The sequence below is a fragment of the Arcobacter denitrificans (SeqCode) genome (genome assembly GCF_048571185.1).
Taxonomy (GTDB): Bacteria; Campylobacterota; Campylobacteria; order Campylobacterales; family Arcobacteraceae; genus Arcobacter; species Arcobacter denitrificans.
The window spans coordinates 1,589,757-1,605,029 of sequence record NZ_CP182350.1 but is presented as its reverse complement, the minus strand read 5'-3'; the positions used below and the strand labels follow the sequence as shown (position 1 = coordinate 1,605,029).

Annotated in this window: 13 protein-coding genes; 5 read left to right on the top strand and 8 right to left on the bottom strand. The window is 27.8% G+C overall.

The annotated features are described in order from the left end of the window. Nucleotides 1-89 precede the first annotated feature (89 nt). The 3 genes from ACNI28_RS08070 to ACNI28_RS08060 are packed head-to-tail and all read left to right on the top strand — an operon-like array spanning nt 90 to nt 4,163. Nucleotides 90-2,681: a PAS domain-containing protein gene (locus ACNI28_RS08070; RefSeq protein WP_419763753.1), complete on the top strand. Its 2,592-nt coding sequence runs from the start codon at nt 90-92 to the stop codon at nt 2,679-2,681. Continuing rightward, the gene (locus tag ACNI28_RS08065; RefSeq protein WP_419763752.1) at nt 2,682-3,782 is read left to right on the top strand and encodes a response regulator; all 1,101 of its coding nucleotides are present in this window, start codon (nt 2,682-2,684) and stop codon (nt 3,780-3,782) included. Between the two features lie 24 nt (nt 3,783-3,806). Further along, nucleotides 3,807-4,163, top strand: a complete 357-nt coding sequence (locus ACNI28_RS08060) for a sirohydrochlorin chelatase (RefSeq protein WP_419763751.1) — start codon at nt 3,807-3,809, stop codon at nt 4,161-4,163. A 28-nt stretch (nt 4,164-4,191) separates the two neighbouring features. Here the strand turns inward: ACNI28_RS08060 and ACNI28_RS08055 are convergent, their stop codons facing one another. Next, entirely contained in the window at nt 4,192-6,747 is a 2,556-nt protein-coding gene (locus ACNI28_RS08055) for a methyl-accepting chemotaxis protein (RefSeq protein ID WP_419763750.1), read from the bottom strand. A gap of 276 nt (nt 6,748-7,023) precedes the next feature. Between ACNI28_RS08055 and ACNI28_RS08050 the strand changes: the two genes are divergently transcribed. Both ACNI28_RS08050 and ACNI28_RS08045 read left to right on the top strand, forming a co-directional pair. Continuing rightward, entirely contained in the window at nt 7,024-7,287 is a 264-nt protein-coding gene (locus ACNI28_RS08050) for a hypothetical protein (protein ID WP_419763749.1), read from the top strand. After that, complete coding sequence (locus ACNI28_RS08045) at nt 7,284-8,819, top strand: ABC1 kinase family protein (RefSeq protein WP_419766456.1); 1,536 nt, start codon at nt 7,284-7,286, stop codon at nt 8,817-8,819. Before ACNI28_RS08050 ends, ACNI28_RS08045 begins: the two co-directional genes overlap by 4 nt. A gap of 1 nt (nt 8,820) precedes the next feature. On the opposite strand, the gene hemH is transcribed toward ACNI28_RS08045, so the two are convergent. The 7 genes from hemH to ACNI28_RS08010 form a co-directional block, all read right to left on the bottom strand. Then, nucleotides 8,821-9,753: a ferrochelatase gene (gene hemH, locus ACNI28_RS08040; RefSeq protein ID WP_419763748.1), complete on the bottom strand. Its 933-nt coding sequence runs from the start codon at nt 9,751-9,753 to the stop codon at nt 8,821-8,823. After that, nucleotides 9,750-10,205 (bottom strand): SRPBCC family protein, encoded by a 456-nt coding sequence (locus ACNI28_RS08035; RefSeq protein ID WP_419763747.1) that lies wholly within the window; start codon nt 10,203-10,205, stop codon nt 9,750-9,752. Before ACNI28_RS08035 ends, hemH begins: the two co-directional genes overlap by 4 nt. Next, the gene (locus tag ACNI28_RS08030; protein ID WP_419763746.1) at nt 10,202-10,729 is read right to left on the bottom strand and encodes a glutathione peroxidase; all 528 of its coding nucleotides are present in this window, start codon (nt 10,727-10,729) and stop codon (nt 10,202-10,204) included. Before ACNI28_RS08030 ends, ACNI28_RS08035 begins: the two co-directional genes overlap by 4 nt. A gap of 66 nt (nt 10,730-10,795) precedes the next feature. Next, nucleotides 10,796-11,506 (bottom strand): LytR/AlgR family response regulator transcription factor, encoded by a 711-nt coding sequence (locus ACNI28_RS08025; RefSeq protein WP_419763745.1) that lies wholly within the window; start codon nt 11,504-11,506, stop codon nt 10,796-10,798. Continuing rightward, entirely contained in the window at nt 11,503-12,492 is a 990-nt protein-coding gene (locus tag ACNI28_RS08020; RefSeq protein WP_419763744.1) for a sensor histidine kinase, read from the bottom strand. Before ACNI28_RS08020 ends, ACNI28_RS08025 begins: the two co-directional genes overlap by 4 nt. Then, the gene (locus ACNI28_RS08015; RefSeq protein WP_419763743.1) at nt 12,479-13,897 is read right to left on the bottom strand and encodes a phytoene desaturase family protein; all 1,419 of its coding nucleotides are present in this window, start codon (nt 13,895-13,897) and stop codon (nt 12,479-12,481) included. Before ACNI28_RS08015 ends, ACNI28_RS08020 begins: the two co-directional genes overlap by 14 nt. After that, nucleotides 13,884-15,215, bottom strand: coding sequence for a cryptochrome/photolyase family protein (locus ACNI28_RS08010; protein WP_419763742.1), 1,332 nt, complete (start codon nt 15,213-15,215; stop codon nt 13,884-13,886). Before ACNI28_RS08010 ends, ACNI28_RS08015 begins: the two co-directional genes overlap by 14 nt. Nucleotides 15,216-15,273: the final 58 nt, after the last annotated feature.

Here is a 15,273-nt window from a genome sequence, read left to right as displayed (position 1 = left end):
TAGCAAATTATTCCTATCATTTCAATGGTTTAAATAACTTAAATAAAATATGTACTATAATAGATATCAAAATTATAAGGTTAATACATATGAGCAAAACTAAAGCAGTACTACTTACAATTTTTTCCGTTATATTAGCAAATATAATAGCTTTTCGGTTTATTGATATGAGTACAAAATCACAAATAGATATTTCAAACAAAATGATTCTAAATGAAGCAAGAGCGCAATTTAAAGATACAATTTACACAAGAGAGTGGAATGCCCAGTTCAATGGAGTGTATGTTGATAGTGATACATTAAAACCAAATAAATACTTAGTAAATAATCATATTTTTACAAAAGACAATAAAAAATTAATAAAGATAAACCATGCTTGGATGACTAAACAAATCTCTGAAATATCAAATAACTATGGAGATTACTATTATAAATTAACTAGTTTAAAACCTATAAATCCAGAAAATAGCCCTGACAAATTTGAAAAAAATGCCCTTAAAAAACTCGAAAAAGAGCACTCTAAAGAGTATTTTGAATTTAGTGAAAATTTAAAAAGATTTAATTATGTAGGTGCCTTAAAAGTAAAGCCCAGTTGTATGGAGTGTCACTATGTTCAAAATTATAAAATAGGTGACTATATTGGTGGTATTAGAATCACTGTTCCAACAAAAGATTATAAAATCTTTTACGAATCAATAAAAGAAAAAACATATATAACAAAACTAATTTTAGTAATAATTTCTATTTTTTTCCTATTAATTTTAATATGGTTTATAAATAGTATTTATAGTAGGCAAGAGCTTATTAACCAAATGGCAGAAAAGCAAAAAGAATTATCCCAAAGGTATAAGTTAGCAATTGAAGGTTCAAATGATGGATTATGGGATTGGGATCTAGTTACAAATGAAGTATATTTTTCAAAACGATGGAAAGCAATGCTTGGGTATGAAGTTGATGAATTAGAAAATGCTCTTGAAACTTGGGAAAAGTTAGTTAATCCAGAAGATTTAGAAAAAGCCCAGCTAGATATCACAAATAATCATAAAGGAATAACTAATCGATACGAAAATATCCACAGATTAAAACATAAAGATGGTCATTGGGTTTGGATATTAGATAGAGGTAAAACATTTTATGATAAAAATGGAAATCCTAAAAGAATGCTTGGTTTTCATTCTGATATTACAGAACAAAAAGAGTTAGAAATATCATTAAACAACTCACAAGAAAGCTTAATGAATGCAGAAAAAATGGCTCATCTTGCCCATTGGAGTTTAGATATAAAGAGTATGGAATTAACAGTATCAGACAATATTAGAAGAATATTTGGACTTGAAAAAGATGCACCATTTGGTATGAAAGAGTTATTTAAAACCTTTGTTTATGAAGATGATAGAGAATTAGTATCTAATAAACTTACCCAAAATGTAAATACTAAAACTCCATACAATATAGAATATCGTTTTAAAAAATCAAATGACGATGAAATAAGGTACATCAACTGTAACATTGAACATGAAGTTATTGATGAAAAAGTTGTTAAAACAATAGGAACTATACAAGACGTTACAAATATAAATCTAATCCAAGAAGAACTAAAAATACTAAGAGTTGCCATAGAACATGCTCCAATATCATTTATACTTACAGATAAAAATGGGGTGATTGAGTATGTTAATCCATGTTTTACAAAAACTACAGGTTATACTTATGAAGAAGCATTAAAACAAAAATCAAGAATTTTCAAATCTGATTTTATAAAAATAGAAGAGTATGAAAAACTTTGGGAAACAATTTCAAGTGGTAAAACTTGGAGTGGAACATTAAAAGATATAAATAAAGATGGAGAAGAGTTTTGGGAATTGGCATTTATCTCACCAATTTTTTCAAATAAAGAGGGTGAAATAATTAAGTATCTTGCAATAAAACAAGAGATAACTAAAGAGGTATTTTTAAAACAAGAGTTACAAGACAAAGAAGAACTCATGATTGCCCAATCTAGACATGCTGCCATGGGTGAAATGATTAGTATGATAGCTCATCAATGGAGACAACCAATTGCAGTTGTTGCAATGGGAGCAAATAACATAATGGCCGATATTGAACTTGATATTCTTAATAGCGATTCTTTAAAAGAAAACTTAGATGAAATCATCTCTCAAACGGAGTATTTATCTCAAACAATTGATGATTTTAAAAACTTTTTTAAACCAAATAAACAAAAAGATTTAGTAACAGTTGAATCTATCTTTGCTGAAACATTTAAAGTAATGGGTAAGATGTTAGAAAATAGTGATATTGAAGTTATTCAAAACTATAAGTCAGAAACACAAGTCTATACTTACACCCAAGAACTTTTACAAGTTTTTATAAATATTATTAAAAATGCCAAAGAAGTTTTAGTTGAAAAAAGAGAAGATAATAGAGTTATCAAAATCAATGAGTTTATAAAAGATGACCATATAATAATACAAGTAAGTGATAATGCAGGTGGTATTGATATCAAAAACATTGATAATATTTTTGATCCATACTTTACTACAAAAGAGCAAGTAGGAACAGGATTGGGATTATATATGTCAAAAACAATTATAGAAAAACATTTAAATGGAAAACTACTTGTATCAAACACAGAAGATGGTGCGTGTTTTGAAATACGATTTTCTATAAAGGATATGTAGATGTCAGATTTAATTCAATTAAAAGAGTCTGCAAAAGATTTATCTGTGCTTATTGTTGAAGATAGTTTAACTATCCAAAAACAGATGAAACTATTTTTAGAAAAACTATTTAAAAAAGTATTCATTGCAAACGATGGAGTTGAAGCGTTAGATATATATAAAGAGTTCCAAGCAGATATTATCCTAACAGATATACAAATGCCAAATATGGATGGAGCTGAACTAATAGAAAGTCTTAATAAACTTGACTCTAAATCTAAAATAATAGTTTTTTCTGCATATGGACACTCTGAGAATGTAATGAAATTTTTAAGAATGGGAGTATGTGATTTTATTCAAAAACCTGTTAATTTTCAACAATTAATAACTACATTATTAAAAGTTGTTTCTATGAGTGATTGTGTTGAGAAAGAGTTTGATAATGAGCTATTAAAAGACTTAGACATAATAAAAAATAGTAAGGCACCTATAACATTAGTAAATCACTATAAAGGCTTACCTCTTATACATGATGGAATTATTACTTCAATAGAAAATAATAGTATTAAAATACAAACACAAAATGTACAAACAAAAGCTATATTAGAAGAAAAAAGTACTACAATTGAAACTGATAAAGCTATTATAAATGTTAAATTAAAAGATTATGATCTATCAACAAATGAGTTAATTTTTACTGATTTAGAAAAACTTGAGCGCTCTCCTAGAAATAGAGAAGCGTTAAGAATAATGCCAGAAAAAGAGTTTGTTGCCACAATCTTTCATCAGAATGAAAGGTATAATTTTAATACAAATTCTTTATCCACAAAAGCTATCTCTTTTAAAATAAAACAATTTGATGAAAAAATAAAACTAGAAGATAAGGTTAACCTGTCATTAGGATTTAATACTTTTTATACAACTGCATACCACAATACAGTTACACATAAAGAGAGAATCGATACAAAAGCAAGTGTTCTAAAAATAGAAAAAACTAACAATTTTACAAAACTAGTAATGGGATTTGAGTTAAATTTGGCAGATAAAAAAGTTTTAGAAAAATATATTTATCAAAGAGAAGTTGATATTATAAAAGAGTTTAAGAAAAAAACATTTCAATAATAAAAATACATATTAAGGTTAATAATGAAAGCTTTAGTTCTAATAGCACATGGTAGTAAGAAAGAGAAGTCAAATCAAGAGTTTAGGGATTTGATTGATGAAATAAGAGAGTTAAATTCAAAAAAGTATGAAAAGATAGAGAGTTCTTTTTTAGAATTTGTTGAACCTTCAATTGAAGAAATAGTGAAAAAACTAGCAACACAAAACATCAAAAGTATAACTTTTTATCCATTTTTTCTAAACTCAGGTAAACATGTGAGTATTGACATACCTAATATTGTTGTTAATCTAAAAAACACTTATCCTGATATAGATTTTAAATTACTTCAACATTTTGGACTATCTAAAAAAATAGCTTCAATAATATCTGAAGAGATATAAACTTTTAGTTTATATCTCTTTTATTTTATTAAAAGCTTTCCCATTCATCATCATTTGATTTAGAATTACTTTTAATTTCTTGAGCTTTTACAGGAGCTTCAAGTGGAGTAGCACTTGCCTCTTTTTTTTCTGGGACACTTTCATTTCTCTTTGATAGCTTCTTAACTTCAAATTTTTCTACATTTTTTGTCCCACTTGCTACATCATAATCTGTAACTTTTGCTTTTAAAGTATCTTTACCTCTAAAGTCTTTTTCATCTGCAGAAGATACTATTAGTTTAGCTATTTCATCTGTTTCAACAGCAATTGAATGAGTTGTATTAGAAATAGCAACATTCTCTTGCGTTTGTTGGTCTAATTTATTTACAGCATCATTGATTTGCTCAATCCCTGCTCTTTGTTCTTTTGATGATTCTGCAATTGTTTGAATAGTTTCTGTCGTTTTATTGATACTTTCATTTAAGGCTTCATAACCTTTAATCATCTTGTCAGTACCCTCTTTACCTGCATTAGTTTTCTGTGTAGCATTTTCAACTAAGGCTTTTATCTCTTTTGCAGCATCTGCAGATCTTGAGGCTAAATTTCTAACCTCTTGAGCAACAACAGCAAAACCTTTTCCAGCTTCACCTGCAGTTGCTGCTTCAACTGCTGCATTTAGTGAAAGAATATTAGTTTGGAAGGCAATTTGATCAATTAAAACAATAGCATCAGCAATTGCTTCTGTTTGGTCATTAATCTCATCCATTGCAGTAACAGTAGATTCTGCAAGTGATTTACCTGTATTAATTGACTGAACTAACTCTTCAGAATAAGTAGCCATAGTTGATATACTATTAGTATTACTAACAATTGCAGAGGTAATCTCTTCTAATGCAGCAGCTGTTTCTTCTAAAGAAGCTGCAGTTGATGTTGAGTTTCTATTTAATATATCTACATTTTTAAGTAAAATATCAGAACTTGCATCTAAAGTTAAACCATTTTGTTTATTTTCACTAAGCATATCATTAATGATTTTTGCCAAGTCATTTATTGCAATTTCAACTTTTCCATTTGCATCTTTTATACTATCTCTAAAGTCTAACTGTCCATATTTTGATAAAATATCTAAAATAATATTTGTATCTTTACCAATATTTACCTCTAAGTTATCTAACATCTCATTTAGTTTGTTTTGAAGTTTTTGTAAAGACTCATTATCAGTTCTTTTTTCAACTCTGTTATGTAAATACCCTTTTTCTATCTCTTCAACAACTCGTGTAACATCTTGGATTAAATCATCATCTTGTTTAATTAAAGATTTTGTTTTAACTAGATTTTGATTTATGATTTTTGCCATAGTTCCTATTTCGTCATTGGCTGTATCATCTAAGTTATCTACATCTGCTTGCTCTTTATTTAAATATTTAAAGAAACCAAGCAATCCATCTTGGAATTTATTTAAAGGATTAAATATAGTTTTATTTGATAAATATCCCATAAGTAAAGCTAATACAATCATTATTATAAAAATAATTATACAGTTTCTTATAATTACTGATTCAATTTGTGCTTCAGTTTCATCATGCATTTGCATAATTTTATCTTCAATATCATCCACATATACACCAGTTCCTACTATCCAATCCCAAGCTTCAAACTTCTGTACATAAGAGAACTTTGGCTGAGGAGTTTTCTTCCCAGGTTTTGTCCAAGAATATTTAACTAATCCACCTTCTGCTTTTGCATTTGCAACTTTTGCCATTTCTGAAAATAGTAATTTTCCATTTGTATCTTTAGTTTGTGATAAATCCTTACCATTTAAAGATGTATTTATAGGATGCATAACCATTTTTGCATTAGAATCATTTATCCAATAATAACCATTTTTACCATATTTCATCTCTCCAATTGCATCTAATGCTTCTTGTTTTAATTTTTCTGTTACATTATCAACATATTCACCAGTTCCAATAATCCAATTAAATGGTTCAAAGACTTTTACATAAGACACTTTTGCTTGCGGTTTTTCAAAACCTGGTTTTGGCCAAACATAATCTACAAATCCAGATCCAGAATTTTTTCCAACTTTTGCAAATTCGTCAAAAATCTTTTTCCCATTTTTATCGGTATAATCTGACATATTTTTGCCATTTAAGGCTGGCTTTATTGGATGCATAATAATAGTTGCATCAAAATCATTTATCCAAAAGTATCCACTCTCACCATACTTAGAACTTTCAACAACAGTTTTAAGTATCTCTTTTAGTTCTGCATCAGAAATTTTCCCTTTATACTTTTTATACTCACCTTCCATAATAGAAAGTACAAATTCCGTCTGATCTTTGAGGTACTTTTGAACCTCTTCTTTTATCTTTTCGGGTGCTGTTCTTGCATGATATGATTCTATTGTCTTAATAGCCAAAGATACATAATTCTTCAACTCTTCTTCTTTTGTCTCATATGCATTTTGTTTAAACTTTTCAATTACCGTTTCAGAAGTCTCTTGCAACGAAACTACAGATTGTACAAGCATCGCAACTGATACCACAATAATTGAACTTATAACTATAAGCAAGAGTTTTGCTTTGATTGATAATGACTTCATGATTCCTCTTTTTACTTTACTTCATAGCATTAGTATAGCATAGTTACAATTAGGTTACATACTATATTAAAATACACCTGTTATTTGAAGATTAAAAATATATACTAATGTGATTTTTAGTTACATTTAGCCAAATAGAGCAAATTATTTTTAACATAAATATAACTTTACTACATTATTAGATTTTATTTTTAAATTTATCAATTAACATTTTTTTACTACCAATCTATATACTTTTCATTTAAACTACTAAATAATAATATAAAAGGATTTTACATGCTAAAAGAGTTACTAAATACAGGTTTTGGAGCAGCAGCCATCATCAAAGAAAGAGTTGAAGAAGAGATTAAAACCTTAGAAGAAAAAGGGAAATTAAAAAAAGATGATGCAAAAAGCTTTTTAGAATCCCTTGAAAAAAAAGGTAAAGATGAGGAACAAAAAGCAAAAGATGAGATTAAAAAAGTTTTAAAAGAAGTAATCAACGAACTAGGCCTTGCCACCAAAGAGGACTTAGAAAAATTAAAAGAGGATTTAAAATAAATAATTATTCACCAAAAAGAGTATTAAACGTATTTTTCTTTTTATTAACTATTTATTTGGTGATAAAAAGAAAAGAGAGTTTTTTATTTTTAAAACCACTTAAACCAAAACGGTTGAAAAATAGTATTGTTAACTTAGGAGCAAGCTTTATCAAACTAGCTCAAGTACTAGCTACTAGGTCTGATTTCTTTTCACAAGATTATCTTGATGAATTAAAAAACCTTCATGACCAAATTCCTGCTATGCGTGAAAAAAGTTATGAAAAGATTTACAATAAAGCCTTTGAAAATCTTACTTTTAAAAGTTTTGACAAAAAAGCCATAGCTTCAGCTTCTATTGGACAAGTTCATGTTGCATATTTAAATAGCGGCGAAAAAGTAGCTGTAAAATTAAGAAGAGATGGCATAAAAAATCAAATTTTAGCTGATATAAAAATCATCAACTTTTTTAACTTATTATTTAAACCTCTATTTTCTCACTACACAAAAAACTCTATAGAAGCTGTTATTGTAGAATTCTCAAAAATGATCAAAGAAGAAGTTTCACTAAATAAAGAGTTATCAAACCTAAAGAAATTTTCCCATGTATATGAGAATAGTGATATAAAATTTCCTAAACCATATGAAGAATATTGTAGCGATGATGCTATTGTTATGAGTTATGAAGAAGGATTTAGATTTGATGATAAAGAAAATATATTCAAGCATAAAATTGATTTCAAAAATATAATTGCCAACTTGGTTGATTTTTATACTACTCAAATGCTTATAAATGGATATTTTCATGCAGACCCACATCCTGGAAATCTACTTGTAAATAAAAAAGGTGAGCTTATTTTACTTGATTTTGGCATGGTCAAAACTGTGCCAAATGATAAAAGAATCGCAATAATTGAGTTAATTAAAGCAGCCAATGAACAAAATTATGAACTATATATTAATGCCAGCAAAAAGTTAGGTACTATCTCTTATGAAGCCCCTACTTCTGAGCTTGCAGAATTTACTTCAAATATGTTTGATATATTTTCAAATGAGAACTTAAGCAGTGAATCTATGCAAAAACTTGCCTTTGAAGTTTTAGAGACCACAAGAAACATGCCCTTTAAACTTCCAAGCGATGCTATTTATATCTTAAGAGTTAGTGCTATTATTGAAGGATTGGGAACTACATACATAGAAAACTTCAATGGAATAAAAGATATCTTGCCAATATTACAAAAAAATCTTCCAAAAGCCCTTGGTGCAAAAGATACTATTACTGAAACAATTATCGATGAAGTAAAAGATTTACCATTTTTTGTAAAAGATTTAAAAAATGTAGTCAAAAAAGCCAGTGAAGGAAATCTTGAAATTGAAATTTCAAATAACCAATTGGAATATATAACCAAAGAATTAAAAAGTTATCTAAAAGGTATCACAAACTCTTTAATCCTTGTGCTATCTAGTTTTTTTATTCTTTTATATGACAAAGATTTAAAAAGCTTTGCCTTAGTATTATTTTTGGCAGGTATAATAAAACTTTTTTATAAGTAGTTTATACTGCCTGTTCAAAAAGCTCACTTAATGCTTCCATAAATAATGGATGGTGATTTGGAGCACGTGCAACTCTATAATCTTTTATTCCAGCCTCATTGGCTATTTCTTTATACTCCATCACAAGTTCAAACTCTGTTTCTGAATTATCCACTGTAAAAGATATGGGATAAACTAAAACTTTATCACCAAGCTCTCTTAACTTGTCATCCATATAAGGTCTAAGCCACTCCATAGGTCCAAGTCTTGATTGATAAGCTACGTGGATATCTTTGAACTTTATTCCTTGTTTTTCTAACTCTTTTTTTGCACACTCCACATTTGCTAAAATATGTTTTTGATAAGAGTCACCTTTATCAATAACTTTTTGTGTAAGCCCATGTGCTGAGAAGACCAGCTCAAACTCTTCTGAAGCATCTCCATTTAGTTTTTCTTTTATTCTCTCTACTATTGCTTTATTATACTTTTCATTATCATAGTAGCTATGTATTGTTTTTACTTTAGCTTTTATTCCTGCTTTTTTTATAGCCTTTTCAAAGTCTTCAATTGAAGACTTTGTAGTTGTACTAGAGTAGTGTGGATACATGGGAAAGGCAATGATTTCATCATAATTTTTTAGTTCTTGTACAACTTCGCTTGAGAAAGGTGGAGTGTATCTCATAGAATAAAAAACATCACTATCTTCAATACTAGCATTTAATCTTCTAACAAGTCTTTTTGTATGTCCAACTATTGGAGATACTCCGCCAAGTAAGGCATAGTTTTTTTGGGACTCTTTTGTTCTTAAACTTGTAATTAAAAATCCAATCATAGCTCTTATTGGCTGGGGAGCACCTATTATATATTTGTCATTGAACATATTTGTCAAAAAAACTTTTACTTCATCTAAATTATTTGGTCCACCCATATTCATTAATACTATGGCTTTTTTCAAGCTTTATCCTTTTTTTCTAATATAATTTTTGTCTGTTTATGTCTATATGTAAACATATTATCAAGCTGTTTTTCTATAAGGCTATAAAAAATATTTCCTATAACTCCAAAGGGTAATTCATATTCAACCACATCTTTTAGTTCACACACATTTCCCTTTTTTGTAAAAATGTGTGAATGTCTCCAAAAATCAAAAGGAGAACTAAGTGCGGTATCAACTAACATATTTGGTTTTTTTATCAAGCTTATCTCAACAGCCCAAAAAATTGGTAAACAAAACTTTGTAGTCTTTATCTCTAAAATCTCACCCTCTTCTGGTACAAAATCTTTATTTAATAACTCTACTTTTGTATCTTGAGGCGTGATTTTTTTTATATTATTTGAATCTAAATGAAATTCAAACAACTCTTCAACACTACAAGAGACAAGTGAGGTTTTTACATACTTTTTCATAATAACTCTTTTATATCATTTTTAATTTCACTAGGATTTGTTGAAGGTGAGTATCTTTTTACTACTTCTCCATCTTTATTGACTAAAAACTTAGTAAAATTCCATTTTATAACACCCATTCCCAATAGACCTGATTTTGTTGATTTTAAATATTTATATAAAGGATGTGCATCATCTCCATTTACATCTATTTTAGAAAACATATCAAACTCTACACCGTAAGTTAGTGAACAAAACTCTTTTATCTCTTTTTGGGTTCCTGGTTCTTGATTTAAAAACTGATTACAAGGAAAGCCCAATACACTTAAGCCCTTTGAAGCGTATTTATCATGTAGCTTTTCTAAGCCTTCATATTGATAGGTAAAGCCACATTTACTTGCCACATTGACTATTAACATAACTCTGTTTTTATATTTAGATAATGAGATTTCTTCATTGTCTATTGTTTTAACTTTTATATCATAAATTGAAGTTTGTGCAAATCCCAGTAGGGGTAAAAGTAAAATTGTTAGTAATTTTTTCATGATAATCCTTCTATTTTGAAAATTTTATCATCAAAATAGAAGTTTTAGTAGTAGTTTTTTGTAGGTTTAAAGGCTTCTTCTATCTAAATACTCTCTAAACTCTTTAGCTCCATCTTTTGAACTTGTAACAACAGAATCAATATCTTCAAAACTAATAGTTAGTTTTGATTGTTCTACACTTTCCATAGACTTTATTTTTTCTACATTTACAATGATTGAACGGTGTATTCTAAAAAATTTCTTTTTATCTAAAAGCTTTTCTAGGTCGCCTATTTTTCTTTTAACATAAACATCTGCATCTTTTATACGAACAAGTACTTCATCAAGATCTGCTTTTATAAAATATATATCATCTAATTTTATTAGATAAATTTTATTTCCTCTTTTTCCTAAAAGTTTTTCATCACTTGTTTGGCTTGATTGTTTGAAACTTTTTATTTTTTCTAATACTCTTTTTATATCAGCACTCTCTATTGGCTTCATCAAATAATCAATTCCACCTATTTTAAAAGCATCTAGGGCATATTCACTATATGCTGTTTGAAATACAATAAAAGTCTTTGGCTCGAGGGCTAAAATAGTATTTGCAAGTTCCAAGCCACTCATTTGGGGCATGGATATATCTAAAAATATCACATCAAATTTTGTTTTTGTAGCTTCTACTAAAGCAAGACTAGGTGAACTAAAACTTTTAATATCTTCAATTCCTTCATCATTGAGAAGTCTTGTAAGCCTACTAAGAGCTAGTGTCTCATCATCTACTATCATTACTTTCATTTATCACTCCTATAAATTGTAAACTTCATTTTGTCATCTTCAATAGAACTTTCCAAATACCCAATCTTCAACATTTGCAATCTTTTTTGTAAATTACTTAATCCTACTCCAAAGATTACTTCTGAAGTTGTTTTTCCACTATTTGTCACTTCTATTTTATTATCATAAACTTTTACATCTATGTATAAAATTTCACCTGTAAAGCCATGTTTTATTGCATTTTCTACTAGAAGTTGTATTGAAAACTTAGGCAAAAGCATCTCATAATATTTTTCTTCACATTCTAAATTAAAAACTATTTTTTCATCAAATCTTATATTTTCTATATGTAAATATGTATTTAACATATCAATTTCACTTTTAAGGTCGATTAATCCTTTTTTTGTGATTGCATTTCTTAAAAATCTTGATAGCTTTAAAACAGACTCTTCTGCTTTTTTTTGATCTTGGTAGATTAGTTCTGATATAGAATTTAAGGCATTAAATAAAAAATGAGGATTTAACTCACTTTCCAAGGCTTCTAGTTTTGTCTGTAAGATTTCACTATGAGCTAACTCATTTTTATATTTCATAGAAATAAATTGATGTAAAATCAATCCAATTAAAAAGGTTAAAAGACCAATAGTAATACTAATAGCAAGCCAATAACCAAATATAAGGCTCACAATAGGATAAGACTTATCAAACAAAAGGAAAGTTAAAGAAAACCCACACCAACCTGCTAAAAAAGAGAAGACAAAACTAATCAGATACCAATACTTTTTTTTAGTATTTGGCAATATATAAAAATTTGAAACGGTAATAAAGAAAAATGAGAAAAATGAGATAAAGAAAGCACAAACAGTACTAAAAACTATAGTTGAAAAATACCTAATTTCATCATTTATATAATAAAAAATCAATGAAATCAAAAATCCAAAAAACATCCCTATGATAATAATATAAAACCAATCTTTATAGGAGATTTGTAGCTCAAAACTCTTCATTTAATTCCTTATTTAATATACTAGCACCTAAGGCAACACCTGGCCAACCTTGTCCTGCAAAGATTGTATCTCCCACGTTATATAGACCCTTAAAAGGTGTTTTACATGAGGGAGTTTGCAAGATTGATTTCACATTTATAGCTTTTCCACCACAGTTTTGTCTTCCTATAAATCTTTGAAAAGTCATACTAGTTGCAGAAAATATCTTTATTATTTGTTCTTGTTTTATATTATCAAAATAATCTAAAAAGTGCTCTAATATAAACTTTTGAGTAAGCTCTTTTTGCTTTTTGTACTCTTCTTTTGATAAAGCTTTCCAAGTTGAGGCTTTTGAGTGAGTTGAAATAGTTACACTGTAACCATTTTGACTCATCTTTTCATCTTGGAGTTTTGAAAAGGAGATAAAAAAAGAGTTAGATATACAGTTTGGTATATTTTGTTTTAATATAATTTGGTAATGTTCTAAAAACACTTTTTTACTATTTATTGTAAGATAAGTTGTAAAAGCACTTTGGTCACTAAAATCAAACTTTTCATAATATGCTTTTATTTTTTCATCAAAAAGATTTTTACTATCATAAATTGTTGTATTTAATACAATATCTTTTGCTTTATACTCATCTTTAGATGACTTTATCAAAAAATGATTTTTTAATTTTCTGATTTTAATTATCTCTTCATTTTTATGTATATTTACCTCTTTTAGTATATTTTCTATAATTGTTCCCATTCCATTATTTACATAAAATACTTTATGAAAAGGATAAGATAAACCTAAGGCCATAGATAATAAAGATACATCTTTTGCCTTACTTTGAACAGTAATAAGAAGTTGCGCATCTATAAAACTTTGATACTCAAGTGAAATATCTCCTAAAGTCTCTTTTATAAAAGAGTCTGCACTTTTAAATAAATCCATCTCAAATGTTTTAAGTATATCTTTAAAAGTAAGCAAAGATTTCAAGTAAGACTTTAGACTATATTTTGCAAAATGTATGTTTTTTATTTGCCAAAATTTTTTATCTATTTTTTTTATCTTTTCCCAAAAAATCCTATTGTTTGGATTTGGATAATTCTCTTGCATTTGAGATAAAAACTCTTCAAAATCTCTTACTCTATCTACTATTTTTTTATTTTGTATTGTTCTTATTGCTATTTTTGATTCGATTATATTAGGAACATAGCCTATTTTATCAAATATATCTTTTATAATGTGATTATCTTCATAACCCACAAATGTAGTTGCACCTGTATTATAATAGTTTCCAAATCTTTTAAAAGTACTAGCACATCCCCCAAGGTTTGAATCTTTTTCAAAAAGAATATGCTTTTTATCTTTGTTTAGTCCTGCTATTAATGACCCACCTATTCCTGAGCCAATTATTGCTAAATCATACTCTTGCATTTTTTGCCTCTTTAAATACATTTATAGCTCTTTGTCTTGAGTATTTTATATCTACCATTGGTTTTAGATATTTATCTTTTAAAGCACCTTCTATATGCATAAGTTTTGGATTTACCTCTTTTAACTCTGGTATTACACTTTTTATAAAAATAGCCTCTTTATCAAATTTTACTGATTGTAAATAGGGATTAAAAATCCTAAAATATGGCACACTATCTGCCCCTGTACTAGCAGCCCATTGCCATGAACCTATGTTTGAACTAGCCTCATAGTCAAGCAGCTTTTTTGCAAAATATTGCTCACCTTTTTTCCAATCAATAAGTAAGTTTTTAGATAAAAAAGATGAAACTATCATTCTAAGTCTATTATGCATCATTCCTGTTTTATTAAAGTGTCTCATAGCTGCATCAATTAAGACAACTCCGGTTTTACCCTCGCACCATCTTTTAAAATCTTCTTCATCTTCATTCCACTTTACCTCTATGCCGTTCCAATTTTCCTGTTCACTTTTTGGAAAATGAAACAAAATATAGTTATAAAACTCTCTCCAAAAAAGCTGTCTTATAAATACTTCACTGTTTTTTTTATCTAATTTTCTTATTTCATTAAAAATTATTCGAGCAGATAAAGTTCCAAATCTTAAATCAACTCCTAGATTAGAAGTTCCTTCTTTATAAAATATATCTCTATTGTTTTCATACTCTTCAACTTTTTCTTTAAAGTCATCTAATCTATTCTCAGCAGTTTTTTTTAAAAACTCTGGCAATTCAACACTTTTAAATCCTAACTCTTCTAAAGTAGGAGTTTTACTTTTGTATTTGTATAGTTTTAATTTGGAGTTTGTAGTAGACTCTCCTATTTGGTATGAAGAACTTAACCAAAAGAGTGATTTGTAAAAAGGGGTAAATACTTTATATGGTGTTCCATCTTTTTTTAAATTTTTTCTTGGATTAATTAAAAATGAATCCAAATATCTTTTCAAAGGTAATATTTTTGATATATCTTTATCTCTTTTTATGGAATAAGAGTCAAAGTCACTTGAGCATAATACTTCATCAAAATCTAACTTTTTAAGTTCTGTAAATACATTTTTAGGAGTATCATAAAAGATATATAAATCTAAGCCAAGAGCTTGAAGTGATTTTTTTAAACTTATCACTGCATCATAAATAAAAGTAACTCTTTTATCATCCATATCTAGTTTTTCTAAAATATTTTTATCAAAAATAAATATGGGCATTACTTCATTGGATGCTTTTTCTAAGATTTTATTATCTCTTATTCTTAAATCACGTCTAAACCAAAGTATCTGTTTCACGAGCTTTTTCCTAGTTTTTTGTTTATATTACTAATAAAAATACTCTTTTAATAGTATA

What these genes read in the sequence shown, in the direction of transcription:
- ACNI28_RS08020 (WP_419763744.1), bottom strand. Translation starts at nt 12,492, where the DNA reads ATGAAGAGTTTTGAGCTACAAATCTCCTATAAAGATTGGTTTTATATT.
- ACNI28_RS08050 (WP_419763749.1), top strand. Translation starts at nt 7,024, where the DNA reads ATGCTAAAAGAGTTACTAAATACAGGTTTTGGAGCAGCAGCCATCATC.
- ACNI28_RS08025 (WP_419763745.1), bottom strand. Translation starts at nt 11,506, where the DNA reads ATGAAAGTAATGATAGTAGATGATGAGACACTAGCTCTTAGTAGGCTT.
- ACNI28_RS08055 (WP_419763750.1), bottom strand. Translation starts at nt 6,747, where the DNA reads ATGAAGTCATTATCAATCAAAGCAAAACTCTTGCTTATAGTTATAAGT.
- ACNI28_RS08070 (WP_419763753.1), top strand. Translation starts at nt 90, where the DNA reads ATGAGCAAAACTAAAGCAGTACTACTTACAATTTTTTCCGTTATATTA.
- ACNI28_RS08015 (WP_419763743.1), bottom strand. Translation starts at nt 13,897, where the DNA reads ATGCAAGAGTATGATTTAGCAATAATTGGCTCAGGAATAGGTGGGTCA.
- ACNI28_RS08030 (WP_419763746.1), bottom strand. Translation starts at nt 10,729, where the DNA reads ATGAAAAAATTACTAACAATTTTACTTTTACCCCTACTGGGATTTGCA.
- ACNI28_RS08065 (WP_419763752.1), top strand. Translation starts at nt 2,682, where the DNA reads ATGTCAGATTTAATTCAATTAAAAGAGTCTGCAAAAGATTTATCTGTG.
- ACNI28_RS08060 (WP_419763751.1), top strand. Translation starts at nt 3,807, where the DNA reads ATGAAAGCTTTAGTTCTAATAGCACATGGTAGTAAGAAAGAGAAGTCA.
- ACNI28_RS08035 (WP_419763747.1), bottom strand. Translation starts at nt 10,205, where the DNA reads ATGAAAAAGTATGTAAAAACCTCACTTGTCTCTTGTAGTGTTGAAGAG.